This window comes from Hafnia sp. (assembly GCF_036648275.1).
GTDB classification, from domain to species: Bacteria; Pseudomonadota; Gammaproteobacteria; order Enterobacterales; family Enterobacteriaceae; genus Hafnia; species Hafnia alvei.
Genome location: NZ_JAVXIQ010000012.1, coordinates 48,576 through 68,307, shown reverse-complemented (window position 1 = coordinate 68,307; position 19,732 = coordinate 48,576). Strand labels below are relative to the sequence as shown.

18 protein-coding genes are annotated in these 19,732 nt (G+C 50.5%); 11 read left to right on the top strand and 7 right to left on the bottom strand.

Annotation, left to right across the window (positions count from 1 at the left end):
• Window positions 1–43 precede the first annotated feature (43 nt).
• From RSC70_RS12490 to RSC70_RS12450, 9 genes are all read left to right on the top strand, one after another.
• Window positions 44–943, top strand: coding sequence for a 2-dehydro-3-deoxygalactonokinase (locus RSC70_RS12490; RefSeq protein ID WP_332542594.1), 900 nt, complete (start codon window positions 44–46; stop codon window positions 941–943).
• Entirely contained in the window at window positions 940–1,590 is a 651-nt protein-coding gene (locus tag RSC70_RS12485; protein WP_332542591.1) for a 2-dehydro-3-deoxy-6-phosphogalactonate aldolase, read from the top strand. The genes RSC70_RS12490 and RSC70_RS12485 overlap by 4 nt, the downstream gene beginning before the upstream one ends.
• A complete protein-coding gene (locus RSC70_RS12480) occupies window positions 1,587–2,465 on the top strand; it encodes an SMP-30/gluconolactonase/LRE family protein (RefSeq protein WP_332542589.1) in 879 nt (292 codons plus the stop codon). Before RSC70_RS12485 ends, RSC70_RS12480 begins: the two co-directional genes overlap by 4 nt.
• 27 nt (window positions 2,466–2,492) lie before the next feature.
• Window positions 2,493–3,893 (top strand): sugar porter family MFS transporter, encoded by a 1,401-nt coding sequence (locus RSC70_RS12475; protein ID WP_130970347.1) that lies wholly within the window; start codon window positions 2,493–2,495, stop codon window positions 3,891–3,893.
• Window positions 3,894–3,926: 33 nt separating this feature from the next.
• Complete coding sequence (locus RSC70_RS12470) at window positions 3,927–5,273, top strand: MFS transporter (protein ID WP_332542586.1); 1,347 nt, start codon at window positions 3,927–3,929, stop codon at window positions 5,271–5,273.
• A 47-nt stretch (window positions 5,274–5,320) separates the two neighbouring features.
• Window positions 5,321–7,030 carry a dihydroxy-acid dehydratase gene (gene ilvD / locus RSC70_RS12465; RefSeq protein ID WP_282807883.1) on the top strand — a complete coding sequence of 570 codons (1,710 nt, stop codon included), beginning with the start codon at window positions 5,321–5,323 and terminating at the stop codon, window positions 7,028–7,030.
• 5 nt (window positions 7,031–7,035) lie between these two features.
• Complete coding sequence (locus RSC70_RS12460; protein ID WP_332542585.1) at window positions 7,036–7,932, top strand: dihydrodipicolinate synthase family protein; 897 nt, start codon at window positions 7,036–7,038, stop codon at window positions 7,930–7,932.
• Window positions 7,933–7,947: 15 nt separating this feature from the next.
• Complete coding sequence (locus RSC70_RS12455; RefSeq protein WP_115104414.1) at window positions 7,948–8,721, top strand: SDR family NAD(P)-dependent oxidoreductase; 774 nt, start codon at window positions 7,948–7,950, stop codon at window positions 8,719–8,721.
• 368 nt (window positions 8,722–9,089) lie between these two features.
• A complete protein-coding gene (locus RSC70_RS12450) occupies window positions 9,090–9,521 on the top strand; it encodes a hypothetical protein (protein ID WP_103008577.1) in 432 nt (143 codons plus the stop codon).
• A gap of 79 nt (window positions 9,522–9,600) precedes the next feature.
• On the opposite strand, the gene RSC70_RS12445 is transcribed toward RSC70_RS12450, so the two are convergent.
• From RSC70_RS12445 to agp, 4 genes are all read right to left on the bottom strand, one after another.
• Window positions 9,601–11,037, bottom strand: coding sequence for a 6-phospho-beta-glucosidase (locus tag RSC70_RS12445; protein WP_332542583.1), 1,437 nt, complete (start codon window positions 11,035–11,037; stop codon window positions 9,601–9,603).
• Between the two features lie 37 nt (window positions 11,038–11,074).
• Window positions 11,075–12,592 (bottom strand): PTS transporter subunit EIIC, encoded by a 1,518-nt coding sequence (locus RSC70_RS12440; RefSeq protein ID WP_040045606.1) that lies wholly within the window; start codon window positions 12,590–12,592, stop codon window positions 11,075–11,077.
• Between the two features lie 180 nt (window positions 12,593–12,772).
• The gene (locus RSC70_RS12435; RefSeq protein WP_282807886.1) at window positions 12,773–13,504 is read right to left on the bottom strand and encodes a MurR/RpiR family transcriptional regulator; all 732 of its coding nucleotides are present in this window, start codon (window positions 13,502–13,504) and stop codon (window positions 12,773–12,775) included.
• Window positions 13,505–13,651: 147 nt separating this feature from the next.
• Complete coding sequence (gene agp, locus RSC70_RS12430; RefSeq protein WP_282807887.1) at window positions 13,652–14,965, bottom strand: bifunctional glucose-1-phosphatase/inositol phosphatase; 1,314 nt, start codon at window positions 14,963–14,965, stop codon at window positions 13,652–13,654.
• A 224-nt stretch (window positions 14,966–15,189) separates the two neighbouring features.
• Here agp and RSC70_RS12425 point away from each other — a divergent pair, with 224 nt between their 5' ends.
• The gene (locus RSC70_RS12425) at window positions 15,190–15,525 is read left to right on the top strand and encodes a DUF2002 family protein (protein WP_282807888.1); all 336 of its coding nucleotides are present in this window, start codon (window positions 15,190–15,192) and stop codon (window positions 15,523–15,525) included.
• Window positions 15,526–15,628: 103 nt separating this feature from the next.
• Here the strand turns inward: RSC70_RS12425 and RSC70_RS12420 are convergent, their stop codons facing one another.
• Together RSC70_RS12420 and RSC70_RS12415 are read right to left on the bottom strand one after the other, a co-directional pair.
• Window positions 15,629–16,321, bottom strand: coding sequence for an LrgB family protein (locus RSC70_RS12420; protein ID WP_040045603.1), 693 nt, complete (start codon window positions 16,319–16,321; stop codon window positions 15,629–15,631).
• Window positions 16,318–16,758, bottom strand: a complete 441-nt coding sequence (locus RSC70_RS12415; protein WP_040045637.1) for a CidA/LrgA family protein — start codon at window positions 16,756–16,758, stop codon at window positions 16,318–16,320. Before RSC70_RS12415 ends, RSC70_RS12420 begins: the two co-directional genes overlap by 4 nt.
• Window positions 16,759–16,904: 146 nt before the next feature.
• Between RSC70_RS12415 and RSC70_RS12410 the strand changes: the two genes are divergently transcribed.
• Window positions 16,905–17,819, top strand: a complete 915-nt coding sequence (locus RSC70_RS12410) for a LysR family transcriptional regulator (RefSeq protein ID WP_040045602.1) — start codon at window positions 16,905–16,907, stop codon at window positions 17,817–17,819.
• Between the two features lie 147 nt (window positions 17,820–17,966).
• Here the strand turns inward: RSC70_RS12410 and RSC70_RS12405 are convergent, their stop codons facing one another.
• A complete protein-coding gene (locus tag RSC70_RS12405; protein ID WP_040045601.1) occupies window positions 17,967–19,616 on the bottom strand; it encodes a Na+/H+ antiporter in 1,650 nt (549 codons plus the stop codon).
• Window positions 19,617–19,732 lie beyond the last annotated feature (116 nt).

The window sequence follows — 19,732 nt, the reverse complement described above, 5'->3', positions numbered from 1 at the left end:
CATTATTCTTGTAATACAAGAATTGATTTGTTGTGAGTCAAGAATGAATAATCACTGGATTGCGATCGACTGGGGAACCTCAAATTTTCGTGCGTTCCTGATGAACCATAACCAATGCATTGATAGCGTCAGCGCACATTGCGGGCTGCTTAGCGTGCCCGATCGCCAGTTTGACGCTGCGCTTTTACCACTGATTGCCCCGTGGTTGGCGCAACACCCTAACCTTCCTCTGCTCATGGCGGGAATGGTCGGCTCACAGCAGGGCTGGCAAGAAGTGCCTTATGTTGAATTACCCGCCAGTGGCCAACGCTTTGCTCAGCAAACCGCGCAGGTTGTTACCTCATGGGGAAGCCCTTGCCGAATTGTCGCCGGCGCCTGCGGTGTTAACGCCTTCGGTTTACCGGATGTCATGCGTGGTGAAGAAATTCAACTGATTGGATTGGCAGCCCAATATCCTCAGGAACGTCATCGGGTTATTTTGCCCGGTACGCACAGCAAACACGCCACGCTTGAGCACGACCATATTCTGCACTTCAACACTTTTATGACCGGCGAAATCTACGCCGTCATGCTGAACCATTCACTGCTAGGCAAAGATTTACCGGAGCCTTGTGAAGATAATCCCGCCTTCACCCTTGGGGTGCAGAATGCACAAACTGCTCCTTATCTCAGCAACGCCCTCTTCTCTGCACGCACGTTAAAACTCGGCGGCGTCATCAACGCGGCTCAGGTTGCTAGCTACCTATCTGGATTGCTCATTGGCTCAGAACTGGCTGCTTTATTAGAAACCCAAGCGTGGCTCGTTGGTTCACCAGCACTCTCCGAGCGCTATACCCGCGCAGCCAGTCTGCTTGGCATCACGTTGACCTCTGTCGATGGCGATAGCTGCTTTATCCACGGCATGAGCAAAATCTATCAATCCTTAGACGGAGCATTCGCATGAACTACCTTAGCTTTGCAGCTCGCTGGCAGCAGTGCTCATTGCCGCTGATCGCTATTTTGCGTGGGATTACACCTAAAGAAGCACAGGGCGTGGCAGAAATGCTGCTTGAATGCGGTTTTACCTATTTGGAAGTGCCGCTTAATAGCCCTCAGCCATTTGAATCTATTGCGATTATGGCGAAAACCGTCGGTAGTCGTGGATTCGTTGGGGCCGGAACGGTGCTCACCGAGCATCAGGTTCATCAGGTCGCTGACGCCGGTGGGCAGTTGATTATCTCACCCAACATGGAGCCTTCTGTTATCCGCGCCAGCTGTGAGTTAGGGCTTACCAGCCTGCCCGGCATCGCAACGCCGAGTGAAGCGTTTACTGCACTGCGTGCCGGTGCCAGCGCGCTCAAGCTCTTTCCCGCGGAGTTGATAACGCCCACGATCGTTAAAGCGATGCGAGCCGTTTTACCCGCCGAAGCCGTTTGCCTACCCGTGGGCGGGATTCATCCTGACGCCGAGCAAATGCGCCGCTACAGGCAGTCTGGCGCGCGTGGTTTTGGTTTAGGCGGCGGCTTATATCAGCCGGATATATCGCTAACCACGCTACGTGAACGAGCGCTGGCCTATCACGACGCTTGGCATCAGGCTGATAAAAAATGAACCTCAACGCGCTGCAAAATCCGTCTATTGTCGGCGACTACCGCGCAATGCTCGGGGAATCACCGGTGTGGTGTTTCCGCTCTCAGTCGCTGATCTGGGTAGATATTTTGCAGCACCGCCTGCTGCGCTTTTGGCCGCAGCAGGAGGAACGTATCGAGATCCACGCATTACCTTTTCTCTGTAGCGCCGCGCTGCTTACGACCGAACCTGAACAATTTCTGCTGCTCACCACCCAGGGCGTGATGCTGTACGACTATCGCCAGCAAAGCCATCGCGCGTTGTGTGCTTGGCCTGAAGATAATCGAACACGCCCGAACGAAGCGGCCATTGCACCAGATGGCTCGCTGTGGTTTAGCACCATGGACAAAACCGCTCAGTTAGCCATTGGCAGTTGGTATCGCTTTGCCTACGGCAGCGCCCAGCCAGAGAAAATGCTCAGCGGGCAGCACGTTCCCAATACGTTGGTCTGGCATGGCGAACACGCTTGGTTTGCCGATACTTTTCGCCATTGTTTTTGTCGCTGTGATGCTCCGCGCATGAGCGAAACCAGCCTGCACGAATGGCCGATCGCCTCGCTGCTGGCCGACGGCTCAGCGCTTACGCATAACGGAATATTGCTCAATGCCTGCTGGGGAAGCGCCTGTATCACGGCCTACCGCTTGGGCGATGCCGCACCTGAATGGCTGGCAACCTATTCACTTCCCGTCACTCAACCGACAAGCGGTGCCTTCGGCGGGCCAGATTTGCACGATCTCTATATCACTTCAGCGTCTGATGGACTCGTCGAGCCTGCCAACATTGAAGGCGCACTTTTACGTTATCAAACCTCCTACACCGGACAGCGAGCCACGCTGTTCACCCTGAATAATCATTAAAACAATTAATTATTTTAGAGGCTTACCATGACTACGCATTCAATTCCGCAGTCTGTACCCCACACCAATCGGCAAACATTGCTGATCTGTTTTTTAGCCGCATTGGCTGGTTTGCTCTTCGGCCTAGATATGGGCGTGATTGCCGGAGCTCTCCCGTTCTTAGCTAAAGAATTCGCCCTTAGCAGCCACCAGCAAGAGATGGTTGTCAGCATCATGATGTTAGGTGCGGCGCTCGGCGCACTATGCAGTGGCCCGCTATGTACTCGAATTGGACGTAAAAAAACGCTGCTCATCGGCTCTGTTTTATTTGTGGTCGGTTCGATTGGCTGTGCGCTGGCAGGTGATTTGCAGATGCTGATTATTTCGCGCTTTTTGCTCGGTGCAGCGGTTGGCGTGGCCTCCTTTGTGGCGCCGCTCTATCTCTCTGAAATCGCGCCAGAACACATCCGCGGTAGCATGATTTCCCTGTATCAGTTAATGATCACTATTGGGATTTTAGCCGCCTTTTTATCCGATACGGCGCTCAGCGCCAGCGGTAACTGGCGTTGGATGCTGGGCATTATTACCATCCCTGCTCTGATCCTGTTTGTCGGCGTACTTACGCTGCCAGAAAGCCCTCGTTGGCTGATGATGAAAGACAAACATGCGCTAGCAGAAAAAGTTCTGTTATTGCTTCGTTCCACCCACACGGAAGCCCACGCCGAGCTAGAGGCCATTCGCCAAAGCGTGCAGGTAAAACAGCGTGGCTGGCAGCTGTTCCGCGCCAATAGTCATTTCCGCCGCTCCACCTATCTGGGCATTTTGTTGCAGTTTATGCAGCAGTTCACAGGCATGACCGTGATCATGTATTACGCACCGAAGATCTTCGCCATTGCTGGATTTGCCTCTACCAAACAGCAAATGTGGGGAACCGTTATCGCAGGACTTACCAACGTGCTCGCCACCTTTATCGCCATTGGCTTGGTGGATCGTTGGGGACGTAAACCGATCCTCAAACTCGGTTTTAGCGTAATGGCGATCTGCATGGCATCAATGGGATATATGTTCTTTGTCGGCATCACCAGCGCCACTGAGCAATATACCGCCGTCACGCTATTGCTGATCTTTATCGTCGGCTTCGCCATGAGCGCTGGCCCGTTGATCTGGGTGCTCTGTTCCGAGATCCAACCGTTGGCTGGCCGTGATTTTGGCGTCACCTGCTCCACCATGGCCAACTGGATCGCCAATATGATTATCGGCGCCACTTTCCTTACTCTCATCGACACCGTCGGCAGCGCGGGCACGTTCTGGCTCTATGCCGGACTCAACGTGGTCTGCATCGTGCTGACCCTGCTGTTTGTCCCTGAAACTAAAAATATCTCGCTGGAAAACATCGAGAAAAACCTGATGGCTGGCTCACCGCTGAAAAGCATCGGCAGCGCTCTTTAATTCACGATTATTTTTGTTTCGTCGAGGTCACCTATGACAGCTTTGGACATCAGTAATACCTCTGAAAATGAAAAAAGGATCGCCGCGGTATATAACAAAATTACCCGCCGCCTCATTCCCTTTTTGATCCTGTGCTACTTCTTCGCCTACTTGGATCGCGTAAACGTCGGCTTTGCCAAACTGCATATGCAGGATGCACTCAACTTCAGCGATACCGTATACGGCGTAGGCGCGGGGATCTTCTTTATCGGCTACTTTCTGTTTGAGCTGCCGAGTAATCTGCTGATGCAGCGTTTTGGCCCGCGCTTTTGGATCGCGCGGATCATGATCAGTTGGGCCGTTCTCTCTGCGTTGATGATCTTCGTAAAAACACCCACTCAGTTCTACGTGCTTCGCTTCCTACTGGGCATGGCGGAAGCGGGATTCTTCCCCGGCATCGTGTTTTATCTCACGCTGTGGTTTCCATCGTGGCGATCGGCTCGCACGTTGGGGCTGTTTATTCTCGTCACACCGCTATCCACCATCATTGGCAGCCCGCTGTCTGGTTTTATTCTAAAAGCGTTTGAAGGCGTTGAAGGTCTACATAACTGGCAATGGCTGTTTGTGGTCGAAGCGATCCCCTCGTTCTTACTGGCATTCGTCGTATTACGTTATCTCGACAACGACGTGAAATCAGCCCGTTGGCTTAGCGATGAGGAAAAGCAGGTCGTCAGCGACGACCTTGAAATCGACCGTCAACGCAGCCTGAAAGCGAATGCAGGCAAGCCACCACAAAGCCTAAAAATGATGTTTCGTAATGGCTACGTTTGGCTGTTAGCGCTGATCTTTTTCAGCTTCAATATTGGCTACTACGGCATCAACTTCTGGCTTCCTTCAATCATTAAAAGTTCTGGCGTGAGTGACGATTTCCATATCGGCTTACTCGCCGCGCTACCTTATGTTTTCGGCGCCATTTTCATGGTGTGGAACAGTCGTCACTCCGATCTGCACTGCGAGCGGCGCTGGCACATTGCCATTCCTGCGGTGCTGGGCGCGGTGGGGCTCACGCTCAGCGCATATTGCAGCGGCTCAACTGTATGGATGATGGCGTGGATATGTCTGGCGATGTCCGGCACTTTGGCGCTGATCCCAACCTATATCAGCCTTCCCGGTACGTTGCTGTCTGGCACCGCTGCCGCTGCGGGTATCGCACTAGTTAATTCAGTCGGCAATCTGGCTGGATTCTTTGGCCCTACGGTTCTTGGTTGGCTCAAAGACAATACCGGCAGCACCAATGTCGGGCTGTATATCCTCGCCGCATTTTTATTGCTGTGCGCCCCCCTGATGTTTTTGTTACCAGCCAAGCTGGTTAATCCCCGCCGTGATGCAGGCAGATCCTAAGTGCAAAGCACGGTGGGCGTTGTATCGTTATTGAAAAGAGGCAGTTTATGAGTGGATGTAAAAGCTGTGGCACCTGTGGTGATGGTCATTTTAACCCAGTATTAAGCGGCGACGACGGCGCGCTTAAGCGTGCGCTGTACAAATCAATGGGGCATACGGATGAGCAGCTACGTCGTCCGGTCATTGCGGTCGTAAACAGCTATACCAACGCTACGGCTGGTCATGCGAACCTCAATGAGCTTACCGCCGAAGTGCTGAAAGGAATTGATGAGGCCGGCGGCGTTGGCATGGTCTTTGGCACTATTGCACCCTGCGACGGTATCGCCGAGGGGCATTTGGGCATGCGCTACATTCTTGCTGCCCGCGAAGTGATCACCAGCTCAATCGAAGTGATGATGCGCGCCCACCGTTTTGACGGCATGGTGCTGCTCGGCTCCTGTGACAAAATTGTCCCCGCGATGCTCATGGCCGCAGCACGTCTGGATATTCCAGCCATTTTGGTTAACGGTGGTCCAATGTATCCGGCGGAATATCACGGCAAACATTGGGACGGCAATATCGTTACCGAGGCTATTGGCTGGAAAAAACGCGGTGAAATTGACGAAGCCGAGTTCCGGCATATCGAAGATATCGCCGAGCCCGGACCTGGCTCCTGCACCATGTATGGCACCGCCAATACGATGTGCAGTATCTCAGAGGTTTTAGGCATGAGTTTGCCAGGCAGCGCAATGCTTCCCGCCATATCTCAAGCGCGTCGCGAATGCGCTTTCCGCACCGGCCAAACCGCCGTTGACTTAGTCAAACGCGGCATCAATGCGCGGCAAATTATCACGCCGCAGTCAATTCGTAACGCCATGATTTATCTACTGGCAACCGGCGGTTCAACCAACGCGATCCTGCATTTACAGGCGATTCATTACGAAGGGGAATACGGTCATCTACCGCTGTCAGACTTCGATAAGCTAAGCCATCAGGTTCCTCTCGTTGCGTCGCTCTACCCAGCATCAGAATACGACATGATCGATTTCTGGGAGGCAGGTGGCGTGGCGGCGGTCGAAAAAGAGATCGCGTCGCTGATGGATCTCAACGCGCTCACCGTAAATGGACAAACCAAAGGCGAATGGCTGGCTCAGGTTCCAGTCAGTCATCGCCCTGAAGTCATTCACACATTGGCCATTCCGGTGCGCAATGAGGCAGGGGTTGCGGTCTTACATGGCAACTTATCGCCGCTCGGCTGCGTCGTTAAACCGGCTGCCGTGCCTGAACACCTGATGACCTTCACTGGCCCTGCGGTCGCGTTCAACAGCGAGCAGGAATCGGTTGATGCCATTCTTTCCGGCGAGATCGCGTCTGGCAGCGTGCTGGTTCTGCGCTATGAAGGCCCCAAAGGCGGGCCAGGTATGCCGGAAATGTATAAGCCCATGAAATATCTAGAGGGCATGGGGCTTTCTGATAGCTGTGCGTTAATCACCGATGGCCGCTTCTCCGGTTCCAACCGCGGGCTGTTTGTTGGTCATATTTCACCTGAAGCCAGTGACGGCGGCGATCTGGCGTTGGTCGAAAATGGCGACATCATCACTATCAATATTCCGACCCGCGAACTCACATTGAACGTTGACCAAGCCACGTTGGCAGAGCGCCGCCAGCATTGGGTTCCGATTGAAAAACAGGTACCACGCGGATTCCTACGTTTATACCGCCGCTGGGCACTGCCTGCGGCACAAGGTGCCGTGCTTGCAGACCGAGATGAGGAGTAATCATCATGTACCAATCAACAGATATCTGTGGCGTCAATCCGATTGCAGCCATGCCCTTCACATCGCAGGGCGAACTGGATTACTCAAGCTTTGGCCGTATGTTGGAGCATCTGGCGGCAACCGGTATTCAGGGATTAACCCTATTTGGCATCGCCAGTGAATTTCCTAAGTTGGATGATGCTGAACGCTTACTGCTTTCCAATCAGTTTTTATCTGACCTTCGCGGCAGCGGTGTTTTTCGCGCCATTTCAGTCACCGACCACAGCACTGAGGTTGCCGTTAAGCGCGCTCGCGACTATCAAAAGCGTGGTGCCGATGCACTCATGCTATTGCCGCCATTCTTCCTACAGCCGAGCCCAGAGGCGATTTCACATCATATTTTCTCGGTGCTAGAAGCGGTCGATATTCCGGTCATGGTGCAATACGCACCGGGTGAGACTGGGCTGGCTATCACCCCTGCACAGCTGGCCGAGGTGGCAACTCGCTATCCACACGCGGTGTTTAAAATTGAATGCAATCCACCGGTGGATTACACCCGTGAATTTTTACAACAAGCGCCTCAGGCCAGCGTTCTCAACGGTTATGCAGGGCTTTATATGCTGCAAATGCTTGAGACGGGAGGCAAAGGCGTGATGCCCGGTTGTTCCTTCAGCGAGATCTATGTACAGATTTATCAGCGCTGGCAGCAAGGTGAAAAAGCCGCTGCACAAGAATTACATCAGCAGCTGTTGCCGTGGATCCAGCGTTGGATGACGCACTGCGAATACATCATTCAGGTGGAGAAAACGATCCTGCAACGCCGAGGGATCATCGCCAGCGATTACTGTCGCCACCCTGGCTGGTCACTGACGGAGCAAGATCGTCTGATGATCGACAGTTTCATTTCAACATTTGCTCTTTAAACTGACGGAGTATTTATGTCTACACCAGCCCAGCAGCCGCGCGTTGTCATCGTGACCGGAGCCAGCCAAGGCATCGGCCACGCCATCGCGCAAACATTTTTGAAAAACGGTGATATTGTTATTGGCTGCGCTTTTTCCTCATTGGAAAAAGCGCCCCATGCCAAAACGCTTTTAGAGCACTACCCCGAACATTTTTGCTACTACTCGGTCGATATCACCCGCACCGAAAGCATCAGCGAATTTATTACCGCCGTTGAGCAACGTTTTGGCCGCCTTGACGTATTGGTTTCTAACGCAGGCAAAAACGTCTTTAAAGGCATTGATTGCGAACTGGAAGATTGGCACCACAATCTCGATCTTAACCTGCGCTCACATTGGTATATGGCGAAATGCTGCCGTGGGATGTTAGAGAAATCACGGGGCGTTATTCTGGTGATGACCTCAAACCACGCCTTTTCAACCATGCCAGGCTGCGCGCCTTACAACATCACCAAGCGTGCGTTGCTCTCGCTGGTACAAAGCCTCACCATTGAATGGGGGCCGGCTATTCGCAGCGTGGGGATCGCGCCAGGCTTTATTGATACAGCAGGAAATCAGGTTTGGTTTGACTCACACGGCGACGGAGAAAAAGCGCGGCAAGAAACTATCGCCAAACATCCCGTTGGCCGTATCGGAACATCTGAAGAAGTGGGCGAACTGTGTTTGTTCTTATCTAGCCCCGCGGCTGGATTTATCGCGGGAACCACCATCGTGATGGACGGTGGACGGAGTGCTCTGATGCAGGACTGATGACCTGATAACGCAAAAGAAAAGGCGCACTACCTTATAAGTTATATGGATAGGCGTCTTTTTGCTCATAGCACAATGCTGAAAGTCATTGATTCCTAAAAAGTGTTGCTGGTATTTTCAATTTGAAACGTTCAGACAATAATGATTGTCACATCATCTCATTGAATTATAAATAATTTATATATCTTTACTTTCAAAGCCACGAGAAAAGCTTTCCAACCCCCAGCCTCTAGACATAAATTCTTGCAGTGCAAATTGGACAGATACCGAAGGTTTTATAGAATCTGTTGTCCAAGCTACTGACCAAATAAAAGCGAATTAGCTTAACACGCTGAATAGTTTAATTTTTAACCATTGAGAACAATTTCATGAAGAAAACACTGTTAGCCTTATTCGTTCTCTCACCGTTCGCCAGTCTGGCCGCAACGCCAGCACAGCCGATGATCGGCAACTATCATGCGGTAGGTTATACCACCTGCGGCGGGTTTAAAGTGCTCTCCAGCGCCATCAGCAACGAGAATGTGATGGTGTTGCAAATCACTGACCCTATCAGCAAGGCATCGCAGATTTATTACGGGAATCGTACTGACGACGAGAGCGAGAAAGTGCAGTATGTGCTGTCTAATTACGATGAGAAAACCAAACAGTTCACGCCAGATCCATCGAATACCACCATCAATTTCGGCATCAAAATGGGTCATCCTGGCACACCAGGCAATGACTTATACAATCTGACGATGGGTGGCCAGACCTATATTTGTAAGCAGTTCACCATCTTCAATTCATTAAGCAAAAAATAAAATCGTCTGATTTGAAGACGTAAAAAAGCCATCTGCGAATAGCCGATGGCTTTTTTGTTTTTTTATTTAAATCAAACTACTACAACTTCTCACCATTGCTATCAATCACTTGCTTATACCAATCGAAACTCTGTTTTTTCGAGCGTTCCTGCGTGCCAGTGCCATCATCATGTTTATCAACGTAGATAAAGCCATAGCGCTTACTGTATTGACCAGTAGTGAAAGAAACGCAATCAATGCAGCCCCACGGGGTGTACCCCATCAGCTCAACGCCGTCGTCGATCACTGCTTTTTTCATCTGCTCGATGTGGGATTTTAAATACGCGATACGATAATCATCGTGAATTTGCCCATCGGCACCGGCTTTATCGACCGCACCAAAGCCGTTTTCAACGATAAACAGCGGCTTCTGATAACGCTCATACAAAATGTTCAGCGTATAACGCAGGCCTACAGGGTCGATCTGCCATCCCCACTCTGACGCTTTCACATGTGGGTTCGGTACCGATCCCTCAAAGCCCGCCAGCGCCGTTCCTGTTCCCGCCGAGTTTGCCTGCACCGCATTACTCATGTAGTAGCTCAGGCCGATATAATCCGCGCATCCGTCTAACAAAATCTGCTTATCATTCGGTTGCATTTCAATGTGATACCCTTTGCGTTCCCACTCTTTAAGAATGTATGAAGGGTAATAACCACGCATATGCACATCGCCAAACAGGAAACGCTCACGCATCGCTTCCTGCGCATACATCACATCATCGGGATGGCAGGAGTACGGGTAGAGCGGCACCATTGCAATCATGCAGCCGATTTGTAGTGCAGGATTAATATCGTGCCCTAATTTCACCACCTGCGCGCTGGCAACGAACTGGTGATGCAGTACCTGATACATGCACTCTTCAGGGTTAGGCTCATTGGTGTAAATCACCCCTGAACAGCAATAACCAAACAGCGGTGTTTTCCAGTTACGCTGGTTGTTGATCTCGTTGAACGTCATCCAGTATTTCACTTTATGTTGGTAACGTTTAATCACCACTTCGCTAAAGTGAACAAAGAAATCAACGACTTTACGATTTTTCCAACCGCCGTACTCTTTCACCAAATGCCACGGCATTTCGAAATGCGACAGCGTAATCACCGGCTCAATGCCATATTTCAACAGCTCATCGAACATCTCATCGTAAAACTGTAATCCCGCTTCGTTCGGCTCTACTTCATCCCCTTTCGGGAAGATGCGCGACCACGCAATTGAAGTCCGAAAACATTTAAAGCCCATCTCAGCAAACAGCGCGATATCACCTTTGTAGCGATGATAAAAATCAACCGCGTCGTGGTTAGCATAAAGGTAACCGTCTTGGATGCCATCGGTGATCACGCGATCGACGCCATGCGATCCGCTGGATAAGACATCAACGATGCTTGGCCCTTTGCCGCCCTGATCCCAGCCGCCTTCAACCTGATGAGCCGCGACCGCGCCGCCCCACAGAAAATCATCCGGTAACCGTTGTTGTTTCATGCTGTTGCTCTCTTCTTTAATGAATTTTGTTGCGTAATCAAGCGACTTCAGGCTGCGCCGCTGCTTTAGTATCTGTTGCTGCTGCTGGAATTTCTTCTTTAAATCCGGCAAACCAGGTGAATACGGCACCGAGGACAAAGGCCACGCTTATCGACAGGACGAAACCGAGGAACTGAGGCAGATGCCCTTCTTTGAAGAACACCGGCAGCACCGCGATCCCTGGGATACAGTAGCTCCACGATACCGCATTGAAGGAACCGGCAATGGCGCCGCCAACCGCACCCGCCATGCAGGCACACACCATCGGACGTTTTAACCGTAATGCCACGCCATAAATTGCAGGTTCAGTAATCCCGAACAGACCCGTCATCCCCGCAGACAGCGCAACGCGTTTCATCTCGGCATCTTTGGATTTCAAGTAAACGCCCAGAACGGCGCCCGCCATAGCAAACACAGCGGATGCTTGTAGGCCAGTAAAGGTGTCGTAACCCAAGGTCGCGTAGTTGCCCACGGTGACCGGAGTAATCCCCCAATGCACACCCAAGGTAACTAACGGTGTCCACAGCGCGCCAACCACAAAACCGGCTACCGCAGGACTGAGGTGATAAAGCGTGTTGTAAACCCCGCCGATGGCACCGCCGATCATGTTACCAATCGGGCCAAATACCAGCAGAGTCAGAGGAACAATAATCGCCAGACAAAACATCGGCGTGAACAGATTGCGGATCACCAGCGGCAGAATACGTTCAAAGAAACGCTGCACGTACGACATCATCCACACCATCAAGATGATCGGAATAACCGCCGAGGTATAGCTCAAATACTCCACAGGCATGCCTAAGAACGTCAGCGGATCGGCGCTAAGTGGGATCCCCACAACTTCCGTTAGCACACGAGCGATCTGCGGATTATTCACCGCTTCTTTCATCAACTCCTGCATTGCCGGATCGGCTGAGTTAACCAGCAGGATCTTGTTGGCTGTCAGCATGCTCATATAGTCAGGGCAAACCAGCGCACAGGCGGCGATCACGGCAGTAAATGGGTTAACGTTAAATTTCTTCGCAGCAGTGTAAGCCACCATCACCGGCAGGAAAGTAAATCCGGTCCATGAAACGAAATTTAAGATGCGATAGGTTCCGCTGGCAGGGTCCATCCAGCCTAAAACGGCAAACAGGGAAATCAGCCCCTGCAGAACACCACATGCAGCCAGCGGGTAGAGAAAAGGCGCAAAAATACTGGAAATGATATCCATCAGGCGGCTAACAATGCCGACGTTAGGTGCGCTGACGGCGGCATTTTCATCCACCTGAATCAGCTTTAGCACCTCTCGATAGGCATCACCCACATGGTTCCCAATCACCACCTGTAATTGTCCGCTAGACTCAATAACCGTAATAACGCCTTTAACACGCTTAAGGGTTTCTTTATCTACCTGCGAATTATCTTTTAATACAAATCGTAGACGCGTTGCACAATGTGTGACATTAATCACATTATTATCGCTACCAATTAATTTTACAATTTCCTTGGCCGAGTCCGCATAATTAATTGCCATAGAATGAGTCCTTCTGTAGGAACAGAAACCCCTTTTAATAAACGGCAGGGGAATATTCATGATTTATAATTTGGATAGTAGCAAAGAATTAATTAATGTCACGATATAACAAAAAAACACAAATGTGATTTGTCACACCGTAAAAACACGTTGTTTTTTATCAGATCAATGTCTCAATTATTAACTAGAAATATTCTTTGCCAATTTCTTTCCTATTGCCTCTAGCATATAAATCACCGGAACCTGGGTGGTGATATTATATTCACTGGCAATCAGGATTTGTGGCATGTGATAGGAAAGATTGAAGTCTGCCATGCGGGCTAAAGAAGAGGTTTCGCTGTTGGTAATGCTGATGATTTTACAATGATGCAGGCTAAACTGGCTCGCCAATTTTAATATCTCTGGAGTTTCACCAGAAACGGATAAAATAATCGCAATCGCGTTTTTATACATATCCGTACTAATAGGATAATAGGGATCGTCAATATAATTACTAAACTTGCCTACGTTAGAGAAAAAACGTGCGCCATATTTCCCTAACGTACCCGATGTACCGGCACCAACAAATATTATTCTTTCCGCCTCAGCAATTTTTTTCGCCGTGCGAGTAATAAGTGCTTCAAACTCATCATTATGAATACTTTTAAAGAAGCTCATTATTTCACTCGCTCCGGAGGTCAATAATAGTTTCTCTTCTTGCTCAAGATAAAGTTTAAAACGAATACGAAATTCAGAATAACCGCTGCAATTCATTTTCTTGCAAAAGCGTAATATGGTGGTAGTGGAAACATCCGCCTCATCCGCCAGTTCGCGGATAGTCATATACATCACCTTATCTTTATTTTTGATGACATAGTTATATACCATCAATTCCAAGCCATTCAGCGTCGATAAGGCGATATGGGTAAACATGCGAGTATCCAGTAACGAGTAATCGTGACAAAGTATCAGAACATCATAGCGATGACAAAGTATCTCAGATTTGAGTGGCGAAACGTTCCTCAAACAAGCTTAACGCCTGAGCACGGCAAATATGCGCGGTGCTCAGGCAGATTATCTTTACTGTCCTTGAATATCTTTCGCTATCGCGGTTTTAAAATCATCCATTGGACAGAAACCGTTGGCATCAATTTTACAACCATCGATTTGTAAAACCACACGCTGAGCCGGTGATGACAATGATAACGGCGTAGCATTGCGGATTTGATCGGTTGACTGATATACGTATTCAATCTTCATCAAATCACGATTGTCGTTTTTATCATGCCAACGTTGGAAAACAATTTTCCCGCTGATTGGGGTTTTCTCATACTGCTTAGGCAGTTCATATTCGGCCGTTTTCATGGCTGCTAATAAAGACGCAATGTTGGAATCATGCCCCACCAACACCGCAACCTTCGCTTTATGGGCATCTGCCGCCAGCGCATTGTTATCTGGCGTTCCCACCAGCGTTGCGCTAACGAAACGCATCAAAGGTGCCGCCGCATTTTGGGCTACCGTCGACGAGCCAAAAAGGGTTTCATGATAAAGATTCTTTATCTCTTCCAATTGCTGCCACTGTTTTTCATCGGTGATTTGTCCCCAAGCCACCTCTTTCAGCGGATATCCTTCGTAATACTGCAACATAAACCCATCAGATGCACCGGTTCCTACACGTAGCGGCCCCGTAATACCGGGCTCTTTGTCCTGAACGATATTGACCGTATTTGGCTGTTCCGCCAAAGAGCAGGTTTTTTTCTCGGTACAAACTTTCGATTGCCCGTAGTCCATCACCTGCTGAAGTACCGCATAGTTTGGTTTCAGACGCTCGTTAAGACCGTCAATCCCCCCCTGTCCCGCATGTTGGTTGATCGACTCGATGGTTTTTTGTTTGAATTCATCAGTAACTTTAGCGGTGATTATTGGGTTAAACGTCGGGTCCATGGTGCCAATTTTGGCCTGATGATTCACCTTGAGTGAACACTCGGGAAATGCGCCGCTGACAAAGCTTTTCGCGGTATCAATGGTGCGAGGTAGGCTATTAGCGTAAACAAATACGGCACCGTCGGTTGGGCAACCGCCCGCAGGCAAAATGCCGGTTTGGGCAAGCCAATCGCGCATATATTTACCAAAAAGTGTTTCTACTTCAGCCCCTTTAGGCGTCAGCAATCCCCCTTCCGTTTTCCAAACTGGCCATTGATGTGGCGTCGATTCTGCCAAGATATCGCCATATCCTACCAGCGGTGCACGAATACCATGACGGCTAAAAATGAGAACTTGTTCTAGCTGGTAACCCTCAGGCGCAGCGGGAGAAACATCCGCAGACTGAGCCGCCAGCGGAATGAATAACGCCAATGCGCTCAGTGAGAAAAAGCCCTTAGTTATTTTTTTCATTTGCTCGTTTCCTTATACAAATTGAAGGGTTACCGAATGGATTCACGAGGCTTAGTGTAGATAGGTATCTCCGTTATGTTCTTGTCACGCTTCACATAACAGGGCTAATCATTCTCATTGCGCAGAGCACCATGTGGGATCTCTCTTCCAGAAAAGTCCGGTTGTCCCACATTTTCAATCCGCTATGGTCTGTGCCTATAAGAGAGAACAATGGGAGAGTCAGCATGTATTTACGCCCTGACGAAGTCGCACAGGTACTTGAACGAACTGGTTTTATTAGAGATTACGTGACTGATAAAGCCTATGGTTTTCATAAAGGCGATCACTACGTCTATGTTAACCGCGAGGCCAGAATGGGTCGAACCGCGCTGGTTATCCATCCTGCGCTCGGACAGAAAAGTCTGAAATTTGCGCACCCCGCGGAGCCGATACGCAGCAGCGTGGCCTATACGCGCTTCCCTCAGGATCCCCATGCGGTAGATACCGCGTTCGTTGGTATTCCACATGGTTTCACTTCACGCGCGCGCCTTAGCCAGTATTTGGAAAAAATGTTCCAATAGCAGCGCTGAAAATAGGGCAAAAAAAACCTCTGCCGTGCGGGTGCTAGGCAGAGGCAAACTCTTGCAGCTATAGCGCTGTTTTAAACAGGCTTATTATTAAAATTCATGACCACATCACATGGCCGATCAGCGGGGCTAGAACCACGGTCACTACCCCCGCTAACATCATAACTAAACTTGAAACCACGCCTTCTGTCTGCCCTATCTCATAGGCTTTCGCAGTCCCCGCGCCATGCGACGAAGCACCTAATCCGGCCCCTTTCGCCATACCGCTGCGCACCGCCAACCGTAGGAATAAAATATCGCCAACCGCCATACCGAAAACACCGGTAATCACCACAAACAGCGCCACTAAATCAGGTTGCCCACCTAGCTGTTTAGCCGCTTCCAACGCAAATGGCGTAGTGATTGAACGCACAGCCAAGCTGCGCTGTACTTCCTCCGGCAACGTTAACAGCCGAGCTAACCAAACCGAACTGCTCACCGCAACGACCGTTGCCGTAATCACACCCGCGCTCAACGACATCCAGTGGCGGCGAATGACCGTCATGTTTTCATAAACCGGCACCGCAAACGCGATAGTCGCAGGGCCCAATAGCCAAAGTAACCATCGGCTCTCTCCCATGTAATCCTGATAGGAAACATGTGTGACCACCAAAAACAGCACTAGAATCAGCGGTGTTAAAACCAGCGGCATCATCCAAATGGTATGAAGGCGACGGTATATTTTCTTATTGGCAAAATAGAGCGCTAGCGTCATCAACAAGCACAGCACACTGATACTTAAACTACTCATGCGCGATCTCGCTTATAGGCGGCTGATTGCTTTTTACGCTGTAGATAAATCTCGAAACGATAAACCCTGTCCACGACCAACGCTGTCAAACCGAGCGTCAGCGTGGTACTCACCGCAATCACGGCAAAAATTCGCCAACCTTCTACCATTAATAGCGAAGCGTAATTCACCACCGCGACCACGGCAGGAACAAAAAACAGCAACATTTCAGCCAATAACCAACGCGACCCTGCCTTTACCCATTTGATAGGCAAAACGCGTAAAACGATCATCGCCAGCAGCATCAGCATACCCACGATATTGGCGGGAAGAGGAAGGTGGAATCTAACCACTGCCCATTGTGCAACCAAAAACAGTGCGGCATACAAAGCAACCTGAACAGGCACCTGTAAGCGGCTTAGGACGAACGGTGCGCGAGAGCGCAACGCCAGAGACATGATAACCTCAGAATGAGCAAAAGTGTGAATGAGCGCACAGTATAGGCAGTAAACAATACCTGCATAAAATGAATTAATATTATTGCCTTTATGCCAAATTGGCATACTTTGTTATTCCATCAACAAAACGCTCTTATGGAGACACCATGGACGTCAGAACGCTGCGCTATTTCGTGGAAGTGGTACGTCAACAAAGCTTTACTCGCGCGGCGGAAAAACTGTTTGTTACCCAGCCAACCATCAGCAAAATGCTGCGCCATCTAGAGGATGAACTGGGATGTACGCTGCTCATCCGCGAAGGGCGTCGTTTACATCTTACCGACAGTGGACAAGCGGTTTATCAACGCGGCCTAGCCATACTGGATCAATTTAGCCAATTAAGAGCAGAGCTAGAAGATATCAGCACGGTGAAACGCGGCCAGCTTAAGTTGGGTATTCCACCGATGGTCGGTACCCAAATGGCCGGATTGATTAATGAATTTCGCCATAACTATCCGGGAATCGAACTGATTATTTCCGAGTTTGGCGGGCTTACCGTTGAGCAGGCCGTATTATCAGGCGAACTCGATCTCGCCCTAACTGCGCTTTCAGGGGATACCGATGGCGCCATCGCGTCGCTGCCGCTGTTCAGCCACCCGCTATGCGTTTTAGTGCCTCGCACCGAAGAGTGGCTATCGCGCACCAGCATTGCTATGCCCGAACTCGCCGAGCAAAACATTCTGATCTACAACGAAGATTTCGCGCTCTACAAACAGCTAATGCAGGCCTTTGCCGCCCACAACGTGACGCCACAGATTGCGGTTCGCAGCGGACAGTGGGACTTCCTCGCCGCCATGGTTCAGGCTGGCGTAGGCATTGCGATTTTGCCAGAACCTATCTGCCAGCGCCTCGATCCAAAGACCCTACTTTGGCTGCCGTTAGAGCCAAAACTGATGTGGGAGCTGGGTTTAATTTGGTGTGAGGGAAGATACTTGTCGCACAGCGCTCAGGCGTGGATCGCGCGCTGCCGAGAATATTGGCCGAATGGGGAAATGCATCCAGAGTGGATAACGTTGAAGTAGTTCGATGACCCCACCCTAACCCTCCCCTTCGCAGGGGAGGGAACCGTTCAGCGTTAATTGAAGAATCCTCGAGCGGCTCCTCCCCCTGCTAAGGGGGAGGCTGGGAGGGGGTCATATTCCTACGAGGCGAAGTAAACCTAAAATACCTTACCCACTCTTCTCCACCAGCAACGCTTCTAGCAAATCAAGGTCGTGCAGCAGCTTCTGCAACGTTTCATTGCTGATTTTTTGTGTGGCACGCAGATGGTAAAGCTCGCCGCGTTCAGCGCGTAGCGCGGTTAAACGGAAGCGACGTTCAAGGTTTTCCACCTTACGCATCTCTTCGGCATTTTCCTTGGTGCTAATGCGCCGACGCAGGCTCCCTATCACTCGCGAGCTAACCTCTGTCAGCAACTGAGGATCAATATTTTCCTCGGTATCAACTTCCAAGCGTTCCTGCATTTTTTTCAGGCTCTCAATCGCGACTTCTGCCGTAACCGATTTGGCCATCGTCTCTTCTTCACGATAGGTATTCGTATCGTTGACCTCCATGCCTTTCAGCAGCAATGGCAGCGCAACGACCCCGACGATAAGCGAGAACAAAATCACTCCAGTGGCGATAAACACGAGCTGATATCGGCCAGGGAACGGCGTGCCATCGGTCAAGAACAGCGGGATAGAGAGCACACCGGCTAAGGTAATTGCACCACGCACCCCCGCAAACGACGCAATCCACAGGTCACGCAGACTGTAGCTGGCGAACTGAAGCGGGTTACGTTTGATGAAGCGCAAACTTAAGCGACGCATGCACCATAGCCACAGGAAACGTAATACCAGCAGCACGCCGTACACTAACGCAACGTCAGTGAACAGGAACCATGTCTGAATGGTAGGATCGCGCTCCGCCTGAATAATGGAGCTTTCCAAAATCCCCGGCAGTTGCAGCCCCAACATGATAAAGACCATGCCGTTAAACACGAACTCAAGCATGGCCCAAACGCTGTTTGCGCGCAGGCGCATCGTCAACGGCGCATTACGAATCACGCCCGACTGGCTGATGGTCATCCCCGCCGCAACCGCGGCCAAAATACCGGAAACGCCCACGTGTTCAGCAATCAGATAGCTGGCAAACGGCAGCAGCATCAAGAATACGATTTGCGTGGCAGGATCATCGCCCGCCCAGCGGCTCATAAGGCGCAGTGATTTACTGTATAGCCATGTCACGGCAACACCGGCGAGCAGACCACCAATCGCAACTTTAAGGAACTCAAGCGTCGCACCGCCCACGGTGAACACCATCGTGCCCATCGCAACGGCGATAGCAAACTTCAGCGCAACCAGACCAGACGCGTCGTTCATCAGGGCTTCGCCTTCCAGCACGCCCATAATGGTTTTCGGAATGCGACCTTTGCCCACGATCCCACCTAACGCCACGGCGTCAGTTGGCGAGAGCACGGCGGCCAGAGCAAACGCAGCCACCAAAGGAACTTCAGGCAACAGGATGTGCAGGAAATACCCGACGCCAACCACCGTGATGAGCACCAGCACCAGCGCCAGACCTAAAATCTCACGCCCGTGGTGTAAAAATTCTCGCGTTGGCGTTTTCCACCCGTCAGCAAACAGCAGCGGAGGGATAAACAGTACGAGGAAAAGTTCAGGGTCAAAATCGACGTGCAGGCCAAAATGCGGCCATGCCAGCAGAGCCCCGATAGCAATCTGCATCAGCGGCAACGGTATTTGGAACGGCAACATACGCGTTACCACCCCAGATAAAGACACCACTAGGATCAGGATCAGAATAGTAAAGAAGATTTCCATGCTTTCCTTAGTCTCACTACAAAATACAACCGCGTTTTGCTTATAAATACCCTTTCAAACATATCACCTTATGATTTTTGTCCTAAAGGAAAAAGTGTGCAAATAGGCTGAGATTT